Origin of the sequence: Sporosarcina sp. FSL K6-1522 (genome assembly GCF_038622445.1) — a bacterium.
Classification (GTDB): Bacteria; Bacillota; Bacilli; order Bacillales_A; family Planococcaceae; genus Sporosarcina.
In genome coordinates, this window is the sequence record NZ_CP152019.1 from 1,283,405 (window position 1) to 1,305,402 (window position 21,998).

Below are 21,998 nucleotides of genomic sequence, written 5' to 3' on the forward strand. Positions count from 1 at the left end.
GAATCAACCGAGTCGATTACATGTGTAATCAACTTATTGCAATACTTTTTAACGATTACAGGCGCATATCGCTATGCAATTGTAGTCACCCGAGGATTGCGAGAAGCAAGCAGTGCTAGGAAGTGATGGAGTGAAGACCGGAGCGTGCTAACGCACGTGAGGATCTGAATGACTGAGCTGACAACGCAATGTGAAGCTTATCGAAATCCGTATAAAGGTTAAGTTAGAAAGGGCGCACGGCGGATGCCTTGGCACTAGGAGCCTAAGAAGGACGGCACTAACACCGATATGCTCCGGGGAGCTGTAAGTAAGCTTTGATCCGGAGATTTCCGAATGGGGAAACCCACTGCCCATAATGGGGTAGTACGTTTACGTGAATACATAGCGTAAACGAGGCAGACCCGGAGAACTGAAACATCTAAGTATCCGGAGGAAGAGAAAGAAACATCGATTCCCTGAGTAGCGGCGAGCGAAACGGGAAGAGCCCAAACCAGGAAGCTTGCTTCCTGGGGTTGTAGGACACTCTACACGGAGTTACAAAGGAATGGATTAGGCGAAGCGACCTGGAAAGGTCCGCCGTAGCGGGTAAAAGCCCCGTAGTCGAAAGTCCATTCTCTCCAGAGTGTATCCTGAGTACGGCGGAACACGTGAAATTCCGTCGGAATCCGGGAGGACCATCTCCCAAGGCTAAATACTCCCTAGTGACCGATAGTGAACCAGTACCGTGAGGGAAAGGTGAAAAGCACCCCGGAAGGGGAGTGAAATAGATCCTGAAACCGTGTGCCTACAAGTTGTCAGAGCCCGTTAATGGGTGATGGCGTGCCTTTTGTAGAATGAACCGGCGAGTTACGATTCCATGCAAGGTTAAGCAGTGAATGCGGAGCCGCAGCGAAAGCGAGTCTGAATAGGGCGAATGAGTATGGGGTCGTAGACCCGAAACCAGGTGATCTACCCATGTCCAGGGTGAAGGTAAGGTAACACTTACTGGAGGCCCGAACCCACGTATGTTGAAAAATGCGGGGATGAGGTGTGGGTAGCGGTGAAATTCCAATCGAACCTGGAGATAGCTGGTTCTCTCCGAAATAGCTTTAGGGCTAGCCTCAAACGTTAAGAATCTCGGAGGTAGAGCACTGTTTGGACTAGGGGCCCATCCCGGGTTACCGAATTCAGACAAACTCCGAATGCCGATGATTTATGTTTGGGAGTCAGACTGCGGGTGATAAGATCCGTAGTCGAGAGGGAAACAGCCCAGACCACCAGTTAAGGTCCCCAAGTATTCGTTAAGTGGAAAAGGATGTGGCGTTGCCCAGACAACCAGGATGTTGGCTCAGAAGCAGCCATCATTTAAAGAGTGCGTAATAGCTCACTGGTCGAGTGGCGCTGCGCCGAAAATGTACCGGGGCTAAACGAATCACCGAAACTGTGGATTGACACCTTAGGTGTCAGTGGTAGGAGAGCGTTCCAAGGGCGTTGAAGCTAGACCGTAAGGACTGGTGGAGCGCTTGGAAGTGAGAATGCCGGTATGAGTAGCGAAAGAAGGGTGAGAATCCCTTCCACCGAATGCCCAAGGTTTCCTGAGGAAGGCTCGTCCGCTCAGGGTTAGTCGGGACCTAAGTCGAGGCCGAAAGGCGTAGACGATGGATAACAGGTTGATATTCCTGTACCACCTCCCCGCCGTTTGAGTAATGGGGGGACGCAGTAGGATAGGGTGAGCGCGCTGTTGGTTATGCGCGTCTAAGCAGTGAGGTGTGGAACGAGGCAAATCCCGTTCCTATAACATTGAGCTGTGATGGCGAGGAGAATTGTCTCCGGAGTCCCTGATTTCACACTGCCAAGAAAAGCCTCTAACGAGGCGGGAGGTGCCCGTACCGCAAACCGACACAGGTAGGCGAGGAGAGAATCCTAAGGTGATCGAGAGAACTCTCGTTAAGGAACTCGGCAAAATGACCCCGTAACTTCGGGAGAAGGGGTGCTCTGGTAGGGTGTTAAAGCCCGAGAGAGCCGCAGTGAATAGGCCCAGGCGACTGTTTAGCAAAAACACAGGTCTCTGCAAAACCGCAAGGTGAAGTATAGGGGCTGACGCCTGCCCGGTGCTGGAAGGTTAAGAGGAGAGGTCAGCGCAAGCGAAGCTTTGAATTGAAGCCCCAGTAAACGGCGGCCGTAACTATAACGGTCCTAAGGTAGCGAAATTCCTTGTCGGGTAAGTTCCGACCCGCACGAAAGGCGTAACGATCTGGGCACTGTCTCAACGAGAGACTCGGTGAAATTATAATACCTGTGAAGATGCAGGTTACCCGCGACAGGACGGAAAGACCCCGTGGAGCTTTACTGTAACCTGATATTGAATTCCGATGCATCCTGTACAGGATAGGTAGGAGCCTTAGAGCCCGGAGCGCCAGCTTCGGAGGAGGCGTTGGTGGGATACTACCCTGGATGTATTGGACTTCTAACCCATGCCCCTTATCGGGGCAGGAGACAGTGTCAGGCGGACAGTTTGACTGGGGCGGTCGCCTCCTAAAGAGTAACGGAGGCGCCCAAAGGTTCCCTCAGAATGGTTGGACATCATTCGTAGAGTGCAAAGGCATAAGGGAGCTTGACTGCGAGACCTACAAGTCGAGCAGGGTCGAAAGACGGGCTTAGTGATCCGGTGGTTCCGCATGGAAGGGCCATCGCTCAACGGATAAAAGCTACCCCGGGGATAACAGGCTTATCTCCCCCAAGAGTCCACATCGACGGGGAGGTTTGGCACCTCGATGTCGGCTCATCGCATCCTGGGGCTGTAGTCGGTCCCAAGGGTTGGGCTGTTCGCCCATTAAAGCGGTACGCGAGCTGGGTTCAGAACGTCGTGAGACAGTTCGGTCCCTATCCGTCGCGGGCGCAGGAAATTTGAGAGGAGCTGTCCTTAGTACGAGAGGACCGGGATGGACACACCGCTGGTGTACCAGTTGTCTTGCCAAAGGCATCGCTGGGTAGCTATGTGTGGACGGGATAAATGCTGAAAGCATCTAAGCATGAAGCCCCCCTCGAGATGAGATTTCCCATTACGCAAGTAAGTAAGATCCCTCAAAGAAGATGAGGTTGATAGGTCTGGGGTGGAAGCGCGGCGACGTGTGGAGCTGACGGATACTAATCGATCGAGGACTTAACCTTATTTAAAAAGCGCACGGTTGGCTCGATTTGTGCAATACAATGTTGGTTTTATTCAGTTTTGAGTGAACAAGCTCAAAATAGTCTGGTGACGAAGGCGAAGAGGTCACACCCGTTCCCATCCCGAACACGGAAGTTAAGCTCTTCAGCGCCGATGGTAGTTGGGGGTTCCCCCCTGCAAGAGTAGGACGTCGCCGGGCGCAAGGTCATTGCCAATAGGTAGTGGCTTTTTTTATTTTTAAAATTAAATATGAAAAATTCTTCACCATAAAGATAAGAAATCACACGTATTTTGTGCTTGAAATAATGAGAAAGTCATTGCTGATTCAGTAGTGGCTTTTTTTGTATTCATTTTTAATTTTATCTATATAGGTTGAATTTATGATTTAACCTACTCTCCAGCGAAGGCGCCTTATAAGCAATCGCCGGAGCCGTAAGCACCGAGCGTTGTTGGTAAGATTCTTTAGTTCAATTTATATAACATCTACCGCATCTAAGCGAGTTAGCTCGCTTTTTATCTTCATTCAGCAAATTTTTTTGTACTGAAAGCGAAGCGTCAGCTACAGAAAACTTCCACCTCGATAGGTGGCGACATTTTTGTTTTTCTGTTCAGTGGGTGTTCAAACACCCGCTGAACGATATAGGAACACAGGCTAAGGTCGCCACGTCCAAAGAACGGTGCCTTAATTTCTGCAAAAAAAGCGCAGAAATTAAGGCCAATCGAACCCTTCGCTGTTCGATTGGCAACGCCTGCATGACCTTCATCGTGCAGGCCCAAGTCCCCGACGTATAGGATGTACTAGTGCCGACAATGCCACAGGACGTGACATCCGCCGAGGCGTAATTGATAGTCTACAAACCTTGGCTAACTTCTTTAGTTACGATTATAGTTATACCCTACTATCTAATGTATAATTTCTGTGAAGGGCCTAGACATGATATAAGCTGTTCAGCTTGTATCGGAGAAGGAAAGTTGTAATAGAGCTTGGAGATGTTCATTTTATAAGTAATGGAAGGGGTGGGCGTTGTGCAAATGGTTCTTATTATTTTTGCGATTAATATTGTGTACGTAACATTTTTTACAGTACGCATGATTTTGACGCTAAAAGGGTATAGGTATATCGCGGCTGCAGTTAGCGTGATTGAAGTTGTTATCTATGTTGTAGGGCTAGGGCTCGTGTTGGATAACTTAAATGAGATTCAAAATTTAATCGCCTATGCGCTTGGATATGGTTGTGGGGTTATTATTGGAACGAAGATTGAAGAGAAGATGGCGCTTGGTTATATTACCGTGAATGTCATTACGGCAGATGAGGATAGGAAAATGCCAGCCATACTGAGAGAGAAGGGGTATGGTGTTACGGACTGGTCTGCCAACGGACTTGAAGGTAATCGTTCAGCGATGCAAATACTGACACCTCGTAAGTATGAACTGAAGCTCTATGCTACGATTAAGGAAATGGATCCGAAGGCATTTATTATTGTATATGAAGCAAAAACGATACATGGTGGATTCTGGGTGAAAACGGTCCGGAAAGGAAAGTTGTTTAAATGAGTCGGAAGAAAACGATTTGGTTTGAAGTAGGAGAAGAAGAGACGATTGAAGAATGTTTGCAAAGAATGGCAGCAGAAGGGTATTCAGTGATCGGAAGAAAAGAAGAACCTCAATTCGAGGAAGTGAATGGGGAGTATGTTCCAGTAAGGCAACTAATCAAGTTTAAAGGAACACTTATTGACTAAAAGAAGGTGTCTAAAAGGCGAACGATATTTTATATCTATTTTATAACGTTCGTCTTTTGGCGTTGACGAATAGGCTTTCTCTTGATAAAATGTGTAGAGTAAATAGGAATCCCCATATATGCTGAGGAATAGGCCTCAGTGTTTCTACTAAGGCACCGGAATGCCTGGACTATGCGGGAAAGCGACTTTCAGGAATGGTAGCGAAAGGTGTGGGCCGAATGGGTATAGCCATCTTAACGCATATTTCAATGTCCTTGAATGATCTGCTTTTCATGCATATGAGAAGTGGCTTATTCGAGGACTTTTTAATTTGGGAAACTGTTGGCTAGGCTTCGGGTGTCTAAAATGGCACCTTACGCTTTTCTAATAAAAGGAGCGGATTAGAATTGGAACCGAAAATCGGCGTAATTATGGGCAGTAAAAGTGATTGGGAAACGATGAAGCACGCATGTGATATTTTGGACGAGCTTGCAGTCCCTTATGAGAAGAAAGTAGTCTCTGCACATCGTACACCGGACTTCATGTTTGAATATGCGGAGCAGGCACAAGATAGAGGCATTCAAGTTATCGTTGCAGGAGCGGGAGGAGCAGCACATCTTCCGGGAATGGTTGCAGCAAAAACATTGCTACCTGTTATTGGTGTGCCGGTGCAGTCAAAGGCGTTGAACGGCATGGATTCATTGCTATCGATTGTTCAAATGCCAGGCGGCGTCCCAGTTGCGACGGTTTCAATTGGTAAAGCCGGTGCTACGAACGCAGGTTTGCTTGCAGCACAGTTTTTAGGTGTTAATGATCCAGCGTTAATGAAACGTATTGAAGAGCGCCGTAACACGATGCGCGACGTTGCATTGGAAAGTAGCGGTGACTTAGTATGAAAACAATTTTACCAGGACAAACAATCGGGATTATCGGTGGGGGCCAACTTGGTCGAATGATGGGGCTTGCTGCTAAGGAAGCGGGCTTCAAAATCGCAGTGTTGGATCCTGTAATGGACTCACCATGTGGTCAGATTGCAGATATTCGAATTGTGGCACCTTATAACGATGAAGCGGCATTGGAAGAACTTGGCGAGGTCAGCGACGTGATTACGTATGAATTCGAAAATATCGATTATGAAGGATTAAAAAGGCTTACGCAAATTGCCCATGTACCACAGGGAGCGGAGCTTGTGAGAATTACACAAAACCGAATTAATGAAAAAGCAGAAATTACGGCATCGGGTGCGCCTGTTGCAAACTATGTAGCGGCACAGACATTTGAAGAGCTAACGTCAAAAATTGCTAGTGTAGGCTTCCCGTGCATCGTGAAGACGGCATTTGGCGGTTATGATGGAAAAGGACAAGTAAAAATCGATTCTGAAGAGGATCTACATCAAGCAGAATCCCTTTTTGTTCATTCAGCATGTATCGCAGAGGCATTTGTACCGTTTACAAAAGAAATTTCCGTTATTATACAACGCAATGCGGCTGGACAGTCTTATTGCCTGCCAGTTGCTGAAAATATTCATAAAAATCATATCTTGCACGAATCCATCGTGCCAGCGCGAGTAGGTCGAGACGTCATTGCACAAGCTGAAGAGGCGGCGACAAAAATCGCTGATTATCTTGAACTTGTTGGAACATTGGCGGTTGAAATGTTCGTTCTTGAAAACGATGAAATCATTATTAATGAGTTAGCACCAAGACCTCATAATTCAGGGCATTATTCCATAGAGGCTTGTAACATATCACAGTTCCATCAGCATGTTCGTGCGGTATGCGGTTGGCCGTTACGTAAGCCAAAATTATGGGCGCCATCTATTATGGTGAATGTACTTGGTCAACATGTAGCACCATTGAAAAAGGTTGTAACGGATTACCCTGATTGGTCAATTCATCTATACGGTAAAGCGGAAGCGAAAGATAATCGTAAAATGGGTCATGTGACAATCATGACAGACGACATTGAAAACATGTTGGAAGAAATTGAAGCTACAGGTATTTGGGCGTAATAGGGGGATACTTATGATTGAGTGTTCCATTTTAAATTTAAAGCGGCTCCGTCTTGATTAAAATCAATAATTGACGTAGCTTTTCATCAAACAATCTAATTCCATTTGGGAGGAAAAAAGACATGACGAAAGTAAACGTATACGTAACACTCCGTGAAAGTGTTGTTGATCCACAAGGAATTGCAGCGAAAGAAGCGCTTCAAACATTGGGGTATAAAGAAGTCGAAAACGTACGCATCGGGAAATTGATTGAACTTAATTTGGATGGTTCTGCTACAGACATCGATGCACGTGTCAAAGAAATGTGCGAGAAGCTGTTGGTCAATAAAGTTATCGAAGATTACCGATACGAAATCGGGGAGGTCGCGGGCAAATGAAGTTCGCTATTCTAGTTTTTCCAGGATCGGGCTGTGATATCGATATGCATCACGCGGTAAATGAAGTACTAGGCAAAGAAGCACAGTATGTATGGCATACAGAAGCGAATCTTGACGGTTTTGACGCAGTATTCGTTCCAAGTGGCGCATCCTACGGTGACTACCTACGTCCAGGTGCACTGGCGCAAAGCTCACCAGCGATTGACAGCTTAAAAGCATTTGCGGCAACTGGTAAGCCAGTACTTGGCGTTGGGAATGGTTTTCAAATTCTTGCGGAGGCTGGCCTATTACCAGGCGCATTCCTACGCAACAAAGATTTGAAGTTCAGATCAGGCAAAGCAAAGTTGACAGTTCACAATGTAGATTCGAAATTCACAGCAGACTATGCCAAAGGGCAAGAAATTACAATTCCATTTGCACATGAATACGGCAACTACTATGTTGACGAAGCAACGGTAGCGGAATTGAAAAATACGAACCGTATTGTCTTTACATATGCGGATGGTAACGTAGACGGAAGCACAGCTGCAATTGCCGGTGTGTTAAATGAACAAGGAAATGTACTCGGCATGATGCCACTTCCTGAACGTGCAGTTGAGGAAATTATCGGAGGTACAGACGGATTACCTCTATTCAATTCAATCTTGAAAAGGTGGAGTGAAAACAATGTCAGCTCATGAGCCGAACGCACAGCAAATTAAAGATGAAAAATTATATTTACAACTAGGGATGACAGACGAGGAATTCCAACTTGCTGAAGAAAAGCTTGGTCGTCTTCCAAACTATACAGAATTAGGTTTGTTTTCTGCATTATGGTCTGAGCACTGTTCTTATAAAAGTTCAAAACCGGTACTTCGCAAGTTCCCAACTGAAGGAACACGTGTCCTTCAAGGGCCAGGTGAGGGTGCAGGAATTGTTGATATCGGTGATAATCAGGCAGTTGTTTTCAAAATGGAATCACATAACTCGCCATCTGCAATCGAACCGTTCATCGGTGCGGCAACAGGTGCAGGCGGAGTTCTACGTGATGTCTTCTCAATGGGTTCACGCCCTGTAGCACTTGTTAACTCATTGCGTTTTGGTGATTTAACAGAGGAACGAGACCGTTTTTTATTTGAAGAAGCGGTTGCAGGGATTGCTAGTTACGGCAATATCATTGGCATTCCGACGATTGCAGGCGAAGTTCAATTCGATAACTGCTATTCAAAACGTCCACTTGTTAATGCGATGGCTGTCGGCTTGTTAAATCATGAAGATATTCAAAAAGGAGTTGCTTCTGGTGTAGGCAACACTGTGATGTATGCAGGTGCTACAACAGGACGTGACGGCATTAATGGCGCAACGATGTCATCATCTGAAGTGTCGGTTGAAGAAGATGCTGAACTACCAGTTATGCAAGCAGGCGATCCATATCTTGAGAAGCTTGTAATGGAAGCGTGCCTTGAGCTGGTGAAATCGGATGCGTTAATTGGGATTCAAGATATGGGGGCGGCTGGGCTTACTTCGTCAGCGGCTGAAATGGCGTCAAAAGCAGGTTGTGGCGTTGAGTTGAATCTGGATCTTGTGCCGCAACGTGAAGAGGGTATGACACCGTTCGAAATGATGTTGTCAGAATCACAGGAACGTATGCTTATCGTTGTGAAACAAGGTCGTGAACAGGAAGTTACAGATCTTTTTGCAAAATACAATGTTGTAGCGGTGTCAATTGGTACAGTAACGGACGATAAAATGCTACGCCTACTGCATAAAGGTGAAGTGGTTGCGGAAGTATCAGCAGACGCACTTGCAGAAGATGCACCGGTTTATCATAAAAAATCAGAGGAACCTGCTTACTATAGAGAGTTCCAAGCGATGGAAAATAAAGAGCCTGTTGTTGAAGATTTGAATGAAACGTTGAAAGCATTACTCCAACGTCCAACAATTGCTTCAAAAGAATGGGTATACAATCAATTCGATACACAAGCACGCTCTAACACAGTCGTTGCACCAGGTTCATCAGCAGGTGTGATTCGTGTAAGTGGAACGAACAAAGGGCTTGCGATGACATCTGACTGTAACTCACGTTTTGTTTACCTTGATCCAGAAACGGGCGGAAAAATTGCAGTTGCTGAAGCAGCGCGTAACCTCGTTTGTTCAGGTGCAGAACCTATTGCCATTACAGACTGCTTGAACTTTGGTAGTGCGGACAAGCCGGAAGTGTTCTGGCAGTTTGAGAAATCTGCTGAAGGTATTTCAGAAGCATGTGTGAAATTGAATGCACCAGTTATTAGTGGGAACGTATCATTATCCAATGAAGTAAACGGTGTTCCAGTTTATCCAACACCAACAATTGGTATGGTTGGTATCGTTCATGATTTATCTGATGTGGTTACGACTGCATTCAAAAACGCAGGCGATGCGATTTACTTAATCGGTGAAGCGGCAACGGAATTTGGCGGCAGTGAGTTGCAACAAATGACAGATGGTAAGATTTCTGGACAAGCGCCAGCAATTGATCTTGACGTTGAAGCAACACGTCAGCAACAACTTCTTGCAGCAATCCAAAACAACCTAGTTCAATCTGCAACAGATTTATCTGAAGGTGGCTTTGCAGTTGCACTTTGTGAAAAAGCATTTGACGCAGAAGGCTTAGGCGCAAATGTAACGATTTCAGGTTCTGCAGTAACGGCTTTATTCAGTGAAACACAATCTCGTTTCCTAGTAACGGTAAAAGCAGATAACGCAGCGGCGTTTGAAGCAGCTGTACAGGATGCAGTGAAGATTGGTGCGGTAACGGCAGATGCGAACATCGTGATTACAGGTGACAATGGCGAAACGTTGATTGATGGGGCGGTTGATGAACTCCGTTCTGCTTGGAAAGGAGCTATCCCATGCTTGCTGAACTCAGAGGCTTAAACGAAGAGTGCGGTGTGTTCGGCATTTGGGGGCATGAAGATGCGGCGCAGATCAGTTATTATGGTCTGCACGCATTGCAACACCGAGGGCAAGAAGGCGCCGGTATTGTGACGAAAGATGGCAAAAAGTTGCATGTTATTAAAGGAGAAGGTCTCGTTAACGATGTGTTTTCAGGGAACGAGATTGAAAACCTAAAAGGTAGTGCAGCGATTGGTCAAGTGCGTTACTCGTCTGAAAATGGTCGCGGCATTGAAAATGTGCAGCCACTTGTTTTCCGTTCGACAACAGGCAGTCTGTCTGTTGCGCATAACGGGAACCTTGTCAATGCGGTTGAACTGCGTGAGCATCTTGAACGTCAAGGCAGTATTTTTCAAACGAATTCGGATACAGAAGTACTTGCACATTTAATCAAAAGAACGAGTGGTTCGTTAAACCAGCGCGAGCGTGTGAAAAAAGCATTGGCAATGTTAAAAGGTGCTTTTGCGTTCGTTATTTTAACGGATGATGGCCTAATGGTTGCACAGGATCCAAACGGTTTACGCCCACTATCACTTGGTAAAATGGGAGATGCTTGGGTCGTTGCATCGGAAACATGCGCATTTGATATCATCGGTGCGGAGTGTATTCGTTCGGTTGAACCGGGGGAACTCATTATCATCAATGATAAAGGCCTGCATTCAGAACGATTTGCACCTGCGGCAGACTCGGCGATGTGTTCGATGGAATATGTTTATTTCGCACGTCCGGACTCAGATATTGATGGCATTAATATTCATATGGCACGAAAACGTTGTGGGAAACAACTTGCGCGTGAAATGTCGCATATTGAAGCGGATGTTGTCACAGGCGTACCGGATTCGAGTATTTCCGCGGCGATTGGTTTTTCAGAAGAAAGTGGCATACCTTACGAGCTAGGGCTCATTAAAAGTCGTTACGTAGGGCGTACATTTATTCAGCCTTCACAGGAGTTGCGTGAACAAGGCGTGAAGATGAAACTGTCTCCAGTCCAACAAGTTGTCAAAGGAAAACGAGTTATCGTGGTGGATGATTCGATTGTTCGTGGTACAACATCTAAACGCATTGTGAGGATGTTAAGAGAAGCAGGGGCAACAGAAGTGCATGTTGTCAGTGGTTCACCGCCACTTGTCAGCCCATGTTTCTACGGGGTCGATATTAGTACTGATTCCGAGCTAATTGCTACAAATCGATCAGTGGAGGAAATCCGTGATTTGATCGAAGCAGATTCGTTAACATTTTTGTCGCCTGAAGGCATGCTCAAAGCAATTGGGCGTTCAGATAGCATGAAAAATTGTGGGCAATGTTTGGCTTGTTTCACAGGTGAATATCCTACAGAAATCTATTCAGATACAGTTTTACCACATAAAAAAGAAATCGTTTGATAGGGAGGCTTTTGCATGTCGAAGGCATATGAAAGTGCAGGGGTAAATATTGAGGCTGGCTACGAGTCAGTTGAACGGATGAAATCACATGTTGCACGTACTGTACGTAAAGGTGTTGCAGGAACGTTTGGCGGTTTTGGTGGCATGTTTGATCTTTCTGCGCTCGAGTATAAAGAGCCAGTGCTGATTTCCGGTACAGATGGTGTTGGCACAAAGTTGAAACTGGCGTTCATGGCAGACAAACATGACACAATCGGTGTTGACTGTGTTGCGATGTGTGTCAACGATATTGTTGCACAAGGTGCAGAGCCACTTTACTTCCTAGATTACATTGCGCTTGGAAAAGCTGTACCTGAAAAGGTTGAAGCGATTGTTAAAGGGATTGCAGATGGTTGTGTGCAGTCGGGCGCGGCACTAATCGGTGGAGAGACGGCAGAAATGCCAGGTCTTTACGAAATTGATGAGTACGACCTTGCTGGTTTTGCAGTAGGTGCTTGTGAGAAGAGCAATATCGTCACAGGTGAAAAAGTAGCTGTAGGCGACGTCATTGTTGGAATCGCCTCAAGCGGTATCCATTCAAATGGTTACTCACTCGTTCGTAAAATCGTTCTTGAAGATAACGGCTATGCAATTGATGGTGTTATTGATGGTTACGAAGAGCTTGGAACAGTAGGCGATGCACTTCTTGAGCCAACGAAAATCTATGCAAAGCCTGTTCTTCAAATGCACCAAGAGCTAGATGTGCATTCAATGGGTCACATTACAGGTGGAGGATTCTTCGAAAACTTGCCACGTATGTTTGCAGATGGCTTTGGAACAGAAATCGACCTTGGTTCATGGCCAGTACTTCCAGTATTCAACATGCTGAAAGAAAAAGGCGAGCTATTGGATAAAGACTTGTATAGCGTCTTCAATATGGGTGTAGGTTTTGCCGTTGCACTGCCAGCTGATCAAGCAGATCGTGCGATTGCAATTGCTGAAGAGCATGGTGAAAAAGCATACAAAATCGGACGTGTGGTAGCAGGTGAAGGCGTTACGTTCACAGGCGAACACGACGGAAGTCTTTCGAAATGATTGGTAAAATGAAAATTGCCGTTTTCGCATCTGGAAGCGGCAGTAATTTTGCAGCGATTGAGGAAGCCTGCCGTAACGGTGAGTTGAACGCTGAAATCGTCCTAATGGTGACGAATAAGCCGGAAGCTTATGTTGTGGAGCGTGCTGAACAAGCTGGGATTCCAGTCGCAGCATTCCGACCGAAAGACTTTGACTCGAAAGATACATACGAAGAAGCGATTCTTGGAGCGCTTCGCGCGGCAGAGGCAGAATGGCTTGTCTTGGCAGGCTATATGCGTCTTGTTGGGCAGCCACTCTTAACGGCATACCCTTCGCGTATCGTGAATATCCATCCATCACTGCTTCCATCATTTCCTGGAAAAGATGCGATTGAGCAAGCCGTTGAGCATGGTGTGAAAGTAACGGGTGTAACCGTTCACCTCGTAGATGAGGGAATGGACACAGGTCCAATCCTTGCGCAACGTGCAGTGGATGTTGTAGATGGTGATGTGGATAAGACTGCGGAAGCCATTCATGCAGTTGAACATGATTTATATAAAGAAACATTAAATAGTCTTTTTAGCCGGTAACTTTTTACCGGCTTTACTTATAATTAAACAACCAGAGTTCAAAGGATTTAAAAACCGGGGGCCTACAGGATGTAGGTCATGGATCCGTCGCCGCAGGACGCGGCGCACTTAGGATGCCTTTTCTTATACAGTAGTTGAATCAATCTATATGTATTGAACTTATGATTTCATCGAATCCCCAGCGAAGGCGCCTTACTGGGGTCACCGGAGCAATAAGACTGACAGTGATCTTCTGTCCGGCTTATTGTGGGACGCATCCCCAAGCGCCGAGCGGTGTGTAAGGAAATCTTTATTTCAATTATGTTAGTTATACCAAAACTGGAGGGTTTAATCGTGAAAAAACGTGCACTGCTTAGCGTATCAGACAAAAGTGGTATTTTGGAGTTTGCGAAAGTATTGGAAGGTCTGGGCTATGAGCTACTATCTACAGGCGGAACGATGAAACATTTGGCAGACAACGGCGTAGCAGTAACAGCTGTTGACGCAGTGACTGGCTTCCCGGAAATTATGGAAGGCCGTGTGAAAACACTTAACCCAATGATTCATGGTGGACTACTTGCGAAACAAGATGATCCAGCTCACCAAGCGCAAATGGAAGAGCATGGAATTCAGCCAATCGATATCGTTTGTGTCAACTTGTATCCATTCAAAGAAACGATTTCAAAACCAGACGTTTCAACTGACGATGCTATTGAAAACATTGACATCGGTGGACCGGCAATGCTTCGTGCATCTGCGAAAAACCATGCGTACGTGACAGTTATCGTCGATGCAATAGATTATGAGCAAGTTATCGCTGAACTAACAGCGGATGGCCAAACAACACTTGAAACACGCAGACGTCTTGCAGCAAAAGTATTCCGTCACACAGCGGCATACGATGCACTTATTTCTGGTTACTTAACAGATCTTGCAGGCGAGGAATTCCCGGAGCAGGTAACGTATACATACGAACTGAAACAACCATTACGTTACGGCGAAAATCCACACCAAAAAGCAGCATTCTATAGCCGCCCACTTGGTTCTGACTTCTCGATCGCTTATGCACAACAATTGCATGGCAAAGAGTTGTCATACAACAATATCCAGGATGCGAACGCAGCGATTCAAATCGTTAAAGAATTCGAAGGACCTGCTGCTGTTGCAGTAAAACATATGAATCCATGTGGCGTTGGAACTGGAGAAACGATTTCCGATGCGTTCAATAAAGCATACGAAGCAGATCCAACTTCAATCTTCGGCGGAATCATCGCATTGAACCGTGAAGTAGATGCGGCAACTGCAGAAAAACTATCAGGAATTTTCCTTGAAATTATCATTGCTCCTGCTTTCACAGCTGAGGCAGTTGAAATCTTGACGCAAAAGAAAAACATTCGCTTAATGACCATTTCATTTGATCAAAACAAAAAAGATAAATGGAATACGGTGTCTGTTGAAGGCGGATTGCTCATGCAAGAGCCAGATGCATACGGCTTTGCAGATGCGGACATTAAAGTAGCGACAGATCGTGAGCCAACAGAAGCAGAGTGGGAAGCGATGAAGTTGGGCTGGGCAGTAGTTAAACACGTCAAATCGAATGCGATTGTTGTATCAGACGACCATATGACACTTGGCGTTGGAGCGGGGCAAATGAACCGCGTTGGAGCGGCGAATATCGCATTGACACAAGCTGGCGAACGTGCGAAAGGTGCAGCATTAGCATCAGATGCATTTTTCCCAATGGATGATACAGTCGAAGCAGCTGCGAAAGCGGGTATTACGGCGATTATCCAACCTGGTGGATCTGTCAAAGACGAAGATTCTATTAAAAAAGCAAACGAATATGGCATTACAATGGTATTCACAGGCGTTCGTCATTTCAAACATTGAGGAGGAACTGAATTGAATATACTCGTTATTGGGAGCGGTGGTCGTGAGCACGCGATTGCTAGACAGTTCAATGTCTCTCCTTCAGTAAAAAAAGTATTTGTTGCACCTGGTAATGATGGTATGAAAAATGATGCGGAATGTGTGCAAATCGATTCATTGGATTTCGCGGCACTTGTTGCATTTGCCAAAGAGAACCAAGTGGATCTAACATTTGTCGGTCCTGAACAACCACTTGCAGAAGGTATCGTTGATTACTTCGCTGAACATGGTTTGAAAGCATTTGGTCCAACGAAAGCAGCTGCACTTATTGAAGGCAGTAAGTCTTTTGCTAAGGAACTAATGGCGAAGTACGACATTCCGACAGCTGGTTATGGGACATTTACAGACGCAGAAGAAGCGAAGGCATTTATTCGTGAAAATGGAGCACCGATAGTTGTTAAAGCAGATGGTCTTGCGGCAGGAAAAGGTGTTATCGTAGCAATGACATTGGAAGAAGCACTTGACGCAGTTGACGATATGATTGGTAACCAGAAGTTCGGTGAATCATCTTCACGTGTTGTCATTGAGGAATTCCTAGATGGCGAAGAGTTCTCCTACATGTCATTTGTTCACGATGGACAGATTTACCCAATGGTCATTGCACAAGATCATAAGCGTGCCTATGATGGCGATAAAGGGCCGAATACAGGCGGCATGGGTGCCTACTCACCTGTTCCACAAATTTCGGATGCTATCGTGCAAGAAGCTTATGATAAAGTAGTCGTTCCAACTGTAGAAGCAATGGCGGCGGAAGGAACTCCGTTTACAGGGATTTTATATGCGGGGTTAATCCTGACAGATAAAGGGCCGAAAGTCATTGAATTTAACGCACGTTTCGGCGATCCAGAAACACAGGTCGTTCTACCGCGTATGGCATCTGATTTCGGTGAATTCATGGCGGCGCTAATGGATAGTAAGCCATACGATCTCAAGTGGCATGACGAAGCAATGTTAGGTGTTGTCGTAGCGGCGGATGGTTATCCAGGAGATCTTGTAAAAGGTGCAGCATTGCCGGATCTTGATGTATTGTCAGCGCAAGGCTTGGATGTCTTCCATGCAGGTACGAAAGCGAGTGACACGGGCTTTGTTGGTAACGGTGGTCGCGTACTGCTTGTAACGGCAAAGGCAGATTCATTGAAAGAAGCACAAGAAAAAGTGTATAAAGGCTTGTCCCAGCTTGAATGGGACGGTTTCTTCTATAGAAGAGATATCGGCTGGCGTACGTTTGAATAAAGAAGAGACCATTTTCTCAGCAATGAGAGAATGGTCTTTTTCTGTTTTATGGAAAATTTGGTTGCGGGATTTATCTAATTCCTTATACTAAAGAGAGAAAGGCGAGAGAATATGTGGCTGGTAGGAGATTTGCTTATTTTAATATAGGTTGAACTTATGATTTTAATCTAATCTCCAGCGACTGGGGTAGCCAACCGAACAACTAAGGGTTCGGTTTGTATAATTTCTGTGCCCTTTGCAGAAATTATACAGAAAATGCAAAGGTGAAATCAGTTAGACGGTAGGCATCCCCTAGCGCCGAGCGGTGTTGGTAGGATTCAATAGTTCAACTTATCTACATACATAACTGCAAACTACTTAATTAGGAGAGACTTATGAACATTCAACTAGAAGAAGTAAAAGAAAAGAACAAAATACTGATACCTGCTTTTACATTCGATGTGAAAATTACAGGCATCTATACAGATATTAAACGAACACAACTTCTCATGGAACAATTGAAACCAATTGGCTATGTCCATCGGGTAAACGAAGGTCATCATGCCTTTTTAACTGTAGAAGAAACATTTCGATTCTATATGGACTTGGGCAACTGTCCAATATCCCTTGAGGACATGCTCCAATTATTTGGGCTCCAACATAAGCGGAAAGAAAAAGTAAAGAAGTTGACGGAAAGCGCTAAAAATTGTTTGTCATTTTTGCGCCCATTTTTATATTCAAAGGATTTACTAATTATTGAGGAACCATTTGATCGGTTAGATGAAGAAGCGCGTCAAACGATTGTTCAGTTACTCAACCAAATGGCTGCAGAACAAAGAAACATCTTATTATTGAGTAGTAATTTAGAAGAACTCCTTTTTATTACAGAGGATATCTATCGAATTGACCATTCGGAATTCCACAAAATGGATTTCGAGGGGGAGTTAACTACACGGACCTCAGTTGAAGAGGAAGAACCAATTATTAAAATCGAAAAAATACAAACGAAGCATAATGACAAGACCATCTTATTTAATCCACCTGAAATTGATTATATTGAAAGTATAGATGGCACTGTCTATGTGAACGTGGCTGGAACAGGTTATAGTTGCGCACTCACATTACAAGAATTGGAAAAGCGTTTACGTGCATATGGCTTCTATCGCTGTCATCGTTCTTATATCGTGAATTTGCAGAAGGTGCGAGAAATTATTACATGGACGAAAAACAGTTATAGTTTAAAGTTAAATGTCCAAGAAAACACCGTTGTTCCTCTTTCGCGAACCAAGTTGTCGGAAATGAAGGAACTGATTGGTATTTCGTAGTATTTCCTGGGGAATAATGCGTACCATTCATCGACAATATAGTACAGTTCATCGTTATTTCCCTACATTTAAACAGGATTCTAAAGCGGACTTTCTTCAATTCCCTTACATTTAGGTCAGCAAATGAATGAAGGGGGTTGCGCTGATGACAGCAGCAATTGACGTACAACATATTGGAAAGAAGTTCAATGATTTCGTGGCACTGGAGGATGTATCCTTCTCTATACGTAAGGGAGAAATTTTTGGGTTTCTCGGTCCGAGCGGATCTGGTAAAACAACTATGATTAAAATTTTAACAGCTCAGCTCGAACAAACGCTCGGACAAGCTTCTATTTTCGGAGTCCCTGCTAAGGAAATGAATGAAAGTGCCAATAAAGAACGCTTTGGTATTCTAACAGATAATAGTGGCCTTTATAAGAGGCTCACTGTAGAAGAGAATTTGTTACTCTATAGTAATTTATATCAGCTTCCTTCATCAGCTGTAGATGAAGCATTGCAATTTGTGAATTTACAGGCAGCTCGCAAGAAAAAAGTGAGTACGTTATCTAAAGGGATGACGCAGCGTGTAACATTAGCACGGGCGATTATGCATAAACCAGATTTACTGTTTTTAGACGAACCGACATCTGCATTAGATCCTGTTAACACAGAACATATTTATAAAGGACTACGCAAGCTAAATGACATGGGCACAACGATTTTCTTAACAACGCATGATATGGCAGAGGCTGAAACATTATGTGATCGTGTTGCTTTCCTTCATAAAGGGAGAATTCGTGAAATTGGATCACCAGCTGATCTTATGCATCAATACAGTGACCAATCCATCAATGTAGCGCTAATCAATGGAGAGAACTATATTTTACCATTAAATGAAACGTCGACTGCAACAAAATTGAGTGATTGGATGAATCGCCAGCTTGTTCAACGTATTCAATCGAATGAACCAACACTAGGCGACATATTTATGCAACTAACAGGGAGTGACTTACAATGAATGTATCCATCAATCGAATCCGTGCCATTTTCATGAAAGATTACAAAGAATTTTCTCGTAATTATGCTATATCAACAATGGTGTTATTGCCATTATTCTTGGCCTTTATGTATAATCGAATGGGTGCGGATACGCTAGACATGTATATGATGCCGATTAATATGACATTTGCGATTGTGACAACTTTTATTCAATGCTGTTTAATTGCGGAGGAAAAAGAGAATAATACGTTGCGGAGTTTAATGATGTCACCTGCAACGATTGCAGATATTTTAATTGGAAAAAGTGCGCTTGTTTTTGCAATCACAGCGGTTATTGTAGCTTTGACGATGTATATGGTTGGTTTTTCGCCATCAAATCTTCTTCTGTTCACGATTAGTCTAGCGATTTCGACAATCTTTTATTTAGCATTGGGGATTATTTGTGGTCTTTTTACCAAAACAGTGATGGAAGCCTCTGTTGCGGTGATGCCGATAATGCTTATATTTTCATTTGGCCCAATGGGATTAATGCTTGCAGATACCTATCCTATTTTAGGTATGTTGAAAGGGTTACCGAGTGCGCAGTTAATGCTTCTTGAAGAACATAGTCGAATCGGTGCTACGGCGGATATGTGGATGCCACTTCTGATCATTTCAGCTTGGGCAATTGTTGCCCTAGTCATTGCGATTGTATTGTTTAATAAACGCACGAAAGATGATTGATAAAAAGGTATTAAAATAAAATCGAGTAACAGGCATCGCTGCGGGTGAAACGATGCTCGTTACTCGATTTTCTTATTTATTGCGCTTTACAAATCCATCCGCCAAATAGTGTCGTTGTAAAAAACTTAGCGATACTTCCAAATCCAGCTTCTTGAAGTAAACCTACGATGTCCTCTTCGGGGAGGAAGGACAGTTGACGTATCGTGTTCTCCATCTCATCCATTTCTGTCGTCGTTAAACTCGTCGCATCGAGCCAGTAGGCTTTCCACAAAGCGACCAACTCATCGAATTCTGGGGCATTGGTATCTCCGTACATCGACGCTAATACAAACGGGGCACCCGGTTTCAGGCGTTGACGTATGCTTTTCAATTGGCGGCGTTTTTCATCGACGTCTGGGATAAAATGCAGGACTAGCATACAGGTAGCGGCATCATGTATGTTAGCTGCTTCTACTTTAGCGACAGTACCTTCGATGAATGCCACACGGTCTGTCATCTGTAAATCATCTGCTTTCATGCGTGCAAAAGCGAGCATGGGCGCTGCAGGATCTACTGCAGTGAATGTCCACTCGGGATTTGTTGGACCAAGTGTGGCGAGCTCAGTGCCACCTCCCGCACCAACGACGAGTACATGTGCTTGCTGCGTAGTATGTGTACGCAGGTATGTTTGGACAAGTCGAAACATAGAATCATAAGTCGGTAATGTTCGACGTACGCCTCTATCGTATTCTGTAGCCATTTCTTTATTGAATGTCATTTTATCGGTCATGTTATCAAATCCCATCCATTGTAATACTAATAGTATTTCGTTAAAAGATGGGATAACCCTTCAATTACTATCTGAAATTTCTAATATATGAAACGCCCTCTCTATTTATTTTCTGGATGCTATGCTACGATAAATAATAGAGAAAACTTTAAATCAAAGGGGTAGATGACATGTGGGAACAACATCTAGTACATGATCAATTACAAGTGATTAATGGAAAAAAAGCACCGGATCTTATCATTACCAACGCTGAGTATTTGCATGCCATCTATAAAAAATGGATGACGGGAAATATTTGGGTTACGGGAGATCGAATTGTTTATGCAGGGAAGGACATGCCGACTGTGACCGAGGGGGCGGAAATTGTCGATGCGTCAGGAAAAAAAGTCGTACCTGGTTACATTGAGCCGCATACGCATCCTTTTCAACTGTACAATCCACACACGTTTGCGGATTATGCAGCACGCCTAGGGACGACGACGTTCATTTCTGATAATCTGATCTTGTTCATATCATTGGATAATGCGACGTCCTTTTCCATTTTGGATCAGCTACATACATTGCCGTTCTCCTTTTACTGGTGGGCGCGGTTTGATTCACAGACGACGCTTCGGAAAGAAGCAGAACTGTTTAATCTAGAGTCGATTAGCGAGTGGTTGAAGCGTCCGGATGTGCTAATAGGCGGCGAGTTAACAGGGTGGCCGCGGCTGATGGCAGAAGAGCCGAACATGCTAGCATCGGTTGGTACAGCTAAAACAGCTGGCAAGAAAATTGAAGGGCATTTCCCAGGGGCATCGGAGCGCACGCTTGCACGAATGCGTCTGCTTGGCGCAGATGGCGATCATGAGGCGATGACAGTAGAAGAGGTGGAAGCACGGTTGTTGCATGGCTTTGGCGTAACCCTTCGTCACTCCTCTATCCGCCCAGACTTGCCACATCTATTGAAAGGCATTGTCGATAAGGGGCTGGATGTGTTTGATCACTTGATGATGACGACGGATGGCTCGACACCGTCCTTTCATATCGATGGCGTGATGGACAAATGCATCCGCGTGGCACTTGAAGCGGGTGTATTACCAATTGACGCCTACCAGATGGCATCGTATAACGTAGCGCGCTATTACGATATGACGGATGTACATGGCATGATTGCAACAGGTCGTTATGCCACGTTAAATTTCTTGGAGGATGAATTCAATCCTGTGCCAACAGATGTATTATCGAAAGGGAAATGGCTTAAGCGTGATGGTGAGTCGACAGAACCGTTCCAAGCGATTGATTGGTCAGCGGTCCCAGCATTCAACCTAGTATTCGATTTAGATGAAGCGGATTTCGTTTTTGATCATACAATCGGTATTGAAATGGTGAATGATGTCATTACGAAGCCGTATACGATAGAACTGGATACGACGGTTGAGAGGCTTGCAGATGATCATAATGAAAGCTTTCTAATGCTCGTAGATCGCAATGGTAAGTGGCGCGTTAATACGCTCATTAAAGGCTTCGCAACAAGTGTACAAGGCCTAGCCTCTTCGTATTCAAACACAGGAGATATTATTATAATCGGTAAAGATAAAAAGGAAATGCTCAATGCGTTCAACGAAATGAAACACATTGGAGGCGGTATGGTACTCACCGAAAATGGAGACGTTCGTGCGACAGTGCCGCTCCCGATTTCCGGAAGTTTATCAAGCGAACCGCTTGAACAATTGATTGCGCAGGAGCTTGAATTGAAAAAAGCACTAACGGAACGTGGGCATATCCATGGCGATGCGGTATATACATTCCTGTTTCTCCAATCTACCCATCTACCGTATATACGCATCACGCAGTTAGGACTCCATGATGTGATGAAGAATGAAGTACTCGTTCCGGCAACGGAAAGATAGGA

General features: G+C 44.7%; 17 protein-coding genes, 2 rRNA genes and 1 riboswitch. Of the genes, 18 read left to right on the top strand and 1 reads right to left on the bottom strand.

The genetic code is table 11. The features are described 5' to 3' along the window. The first annotated feature begins 216 nt into the window (after positions 1–216). From MKY34_RS06255 to MKY34_RS06335, 17 genes are all read left to right on the top strand, one after another. Positions 217–3,150: ribosomal RNA gene (locus MKY34_RS06255) — 23S ribosomal RNA — on the top strand. Positions 3,151–3,231: 81 nt separating this feature from the next. Continuing rightward, positions 3,232–3,347, top strand: a 5S ribosomal RNA gene (gene rrf, locus MKY34_RS06260). An 833-nt stretch (positions 3,348–4,180) separates the two neighbouring features. After that, positions 4,181–4,702: a DUF5698 domain-containing protein gene (locus MKY34_RS06265; RefSeq protein ID WP_342515205.1), complete on the top strand. Its 522-nt coding sequence runs from the start codon at positions 4,181–4,183 to the stop codon at positions 4,700–4,702. Then, a complete protein-coding gene (locus MKY34_RS06270; RefSeq protein WP_342514346.1) occupies positions 4,699–4,887 on the top strand; it encodes an NETI motif-containing protein in 189 nt (62 codons plus the stop codon). Before MKY34_RS06265 ends, MKY34_RS06270 begins: the two co-directional genes overlap by 4 nt. Before the next feature lie 92 nt (positions 4,888–4,979). Further along, positions 4,980–5,079: riboswitch (purine riboswitch) on the top strand. 194 nt (positions 5,080–5,273) lie between these two features. Continuing rightward, a complete protein-coding gene (gene purE / locus MKY34_RS06275) occupies positions 5,274–5,762 on the top strand; it encodes a 5-(carboxyamino)imidazole ribonucleotide mutase (RefSeq protein WP_342514347.1) in 489 nt (162 codons plus the stop codon). After that, a complete protein-coding gene (gene purK / locus MKY34_RS06280; protein WP_342514348.1) occupies positions 5,759–6,877 on the top strand; it encodes a 5-(carboxyamino)imidazole ribonucleotide synthase in 1,119 nt (372 codons plus the stop codon). The genes purE and purK overlap by 4 nt, the downstream gene beginning before the upstream one ends. 122 nt (positions 6,878–6,999) lie before the next feature. Further along, entirely contained in the window at positions 7,000–7,254 is a 255-nt protein-coding gene (purS, locus tag MKY34_RS06285) for a phosphoribosylformylglycinamidine synthase subunit PurS (protein WP_342514349.1), read from the top strand. Then, the gene (gene purQ, locus MKY34_RS06290; RefSeq protein ID WP_342514350.1) at positions 7,251–7,934 is read left to right on the top strand and encodes a phosphoribosylformylglycinamidine synthase subunit PurQ; all 684 of its coding nucleotides are present in this window, start codon (positions 7,251–7,253) and stop codon (positions 7,932–7,934) included. The genes purS and purQ overlap by 4 nt, the downstream gene beginning before the upstream one ends. Further along, entirely contained in the window at positions 7,921–10,149 is a 2,229-nt protein-coding gene (gene purL / locus MKY34_RS06295) for a phosphoribosylformylglycinamidine synthase subunit PurL (protein WP_342514351.1), read from the top strand. The genes purQ and purL overlap by 14 nt, the downstream gene beginning before the upstream one ends. Then, positions 10,125–11,549, top strand: a complete 1,425-nt coding sequence (purF, locus tag MKY34_RS06300) for an amidophosphoribosyltransferase (protein WP_342514352.1) — start codon at positions 10,125–10,127, stop codon at positions 11,547–11,549. Before purL ends, purF begins: the two co-directional genes overlap by 25 nt. A gap of 15 nt (positions 11,550–11,564) precedes the next feature. Beyond that, a complete protein-coding gene (gene purM, locus MKY34_RS06305) occupies positions 11,565–12,623 on the top strand; it encodes a phosphoribosylformylglycinamidine cyclo-ligase (protein WP_342514353.1) in 1,059 nt (352 codons plus the stop codon). Then, on the top strand, positions 12,620–13,192 hold the full coding sequence (purN, locus tag MKY34_RS06310) for a phosphoribosylglycinamide formyltransferase (RefSeq protein WP_342514354.1): 573 nt from the start codon (positions 12,620–12,622) through the stop codon (positions 13,190–13,192). The genes purM and purN overlap by 4 nt, the downstream gene beginning before the upstream one ends. Before the next feature lie 333 nt (positions 13,193–13,525). Further along, a complete protein-coding gene (gene purH, locus MKY34_RS06315; protein ID WP_342514355.1) occupies positions 13,526–15,061 on the top strand; it encodes a bifunctional phosphoribosylaminoimidazolecarboxamide formyltransferase/IMP cyclohydrolase in 1,536 nt (511 codons plus the stop codon). A gap of 12 nt (positions 15,062–15,073) precedes the next feature. Further along, positions 15,074–16,333 (top strand): phosphoribosylamine--glycine ligase, encoded by a 1,260-nt coding sequence (gene purD / locus MKY34_RS06320; protein WP_342514356.1) that lies wholly within the window; start codon positions 15,074–15,076, stop codon positions 16,331–16,333. A gap of 374 nt (positions 16,334–16,707) precedes the next feature. Next, positions 16,708–17,637, top strand: coding sequence for a LytTR family transcriptional regulator DNA-binding domain-containing protein (locus MKY34_RS06325; RefSeq protein ID WP_342514357.1), 930 nt, complete (start codon positions 16,708–16,710; stop codon positions 17,635–17,637). A 145-nt stretch (positions 17,638–17,782) separates the two neighbouring features. Further along, a complete protein-coding gene (locus MKY34_RS06330; protein WP_342514358.1) occupies positions 17,783–18,634 on the top strand; it encodes an ABC transporter ATP-binding protein in 852 nt (283 codons plus the stop codon). Next, complete coding sequence (locus MKY34_RS06335) at positions 18,631–19,338, top strand: ABC transporter permease (protein ID WP_342514359.1); 708 nt, start codon at positions 18,631–18,633, stop codon at positions 19,336–19,338. The genes MKY34_RS06330 and MKY34_RS06335 overlap by 4 nt, the downstream gene beginning before the upstream one ends. A 76-nt stretch (positions 19,339–19,414) precedes the next feature. Here MKY34_RS06335 and MKY34_RS06340 read toward each other — a convergent pair whose 3' ends face one another. Further along, positions 19,415–20,107: a class I SAM-dependent methyltransferase gene (locus MKY34_RS06340; protein ID WP_342514360.1), complete on the bottom strand. Its 693-nt coding sequence runs from the start codon at positions 20,105–20,107 to the stop codon at positions 19,415–19,417. A 170-nt stretch (positions 20,108–20,277) separates the two neighbouring features. Here MKY34_RS06340 and MKY34_RS06345 point away from each other — a divergent pair, with 170 nt between their 5' ends. Further along, positions 20,278–21,996 (top strand): adenine deaminase C-terminal domain-containing protein, encoded by a 1,719-nt coding sequence (locus MKY34_RS06345; RefSeq protein ID WP_342514361.1) that lies wholly within the window; start codon positions 20,278–20,280, stop codon positions 21,994–21,996. Positions 21,997–21,998: the final 2 nt, after the last annotated feature.

Coding starts and splice junctions, on each gene's coding strand:
- purK (WP_342514348.1), top strand. CDS start 5,759: ATGAAAACAATTTTACCAGGACAAACAATCGGGATTATCGGTGGGGGC.
- purN (WP_342514354.1), top strand. CDS start 12,620: ATGATTGGTAAAATGAAAATTGCCGTTTTCGCATCTGGAAGCGGCAGT.
- MKY34_RS06345 (WP_342514361.1), top strand. CDS start 20,278: ATGTGGGAACAACATCTAGTACATGATCAATTACAAGTGATTAATGGA.
- MKY34_RS06340 (WP_342514360.1), bottom strand. CDS start 20,107: ATGACCGATAAAATGACATTCAATAAAGAAATGGCTACAGAATACGAT.
- MKY34_RS06330 (WP_342514358.1), top strand. CDS start 17,783: ATGACAGCAGCAATTGACGTACAACATATTGGAAAGAAGTTCAATGAT.
- purM (WP_342514353.1), top strand. CDS start 11,565: ATGTCGAAGGCATATGAAAGTGCAGGGGTAAATATTGAGGCTGGCTAC.
- MKY34_RS06325 (WP_342514357.1), top strand. CDS start 16,708: ATGAACATTCAACTAGAAGAAGTAAAAGAAAAGAACAAAATACTGATA.
- MKY34_RS06270 (WP_342514346.1), top strand. CDS start 4,699: ATGAGTCGGAAGAAAACGATTTGGTTTGAAGTAGGAGAAGAAGAGACG.
- purF (WP_342514352.1), top strand. CDS start 10,125: ATGCTTGCTGAACTCAGAGGCTTAAACGAAGAGTGCGGTGTGTTCGGC.
- purL (WP_342514351.1), top strand. CDS start 7,921: ATGTCAGCTCATGAGCCGAACGCACAGCAAATTAAAGATGAAAAATTA.
- MKY34_RS06335 (WP_342514359.1), top strand. CDS start 18,631: ATGAATGTATCCATCAATCGAATCCGTGCCATTTTCATGAAAGATTAC.
- purS (WP_342514349.1), top strand. CDS start 7,000: ATGACGAAAGTAAACGTATACGTAACACTCCGTGAAAGTGTTGTTGAT.
- purQ (WP_342514350.1), top strand. CDS start 7,251: ATGAAGTTCGCTATTCTAGTTTTTCCAGGATCGGGCTGTGATATCGAT.
- MKY34_RS06265 (WP_342515205.1), top strand. CDS start 4,181: ATGGTTCTTATTATTTTTGCGATTAATATTGTGTACGTAACATTTTTT.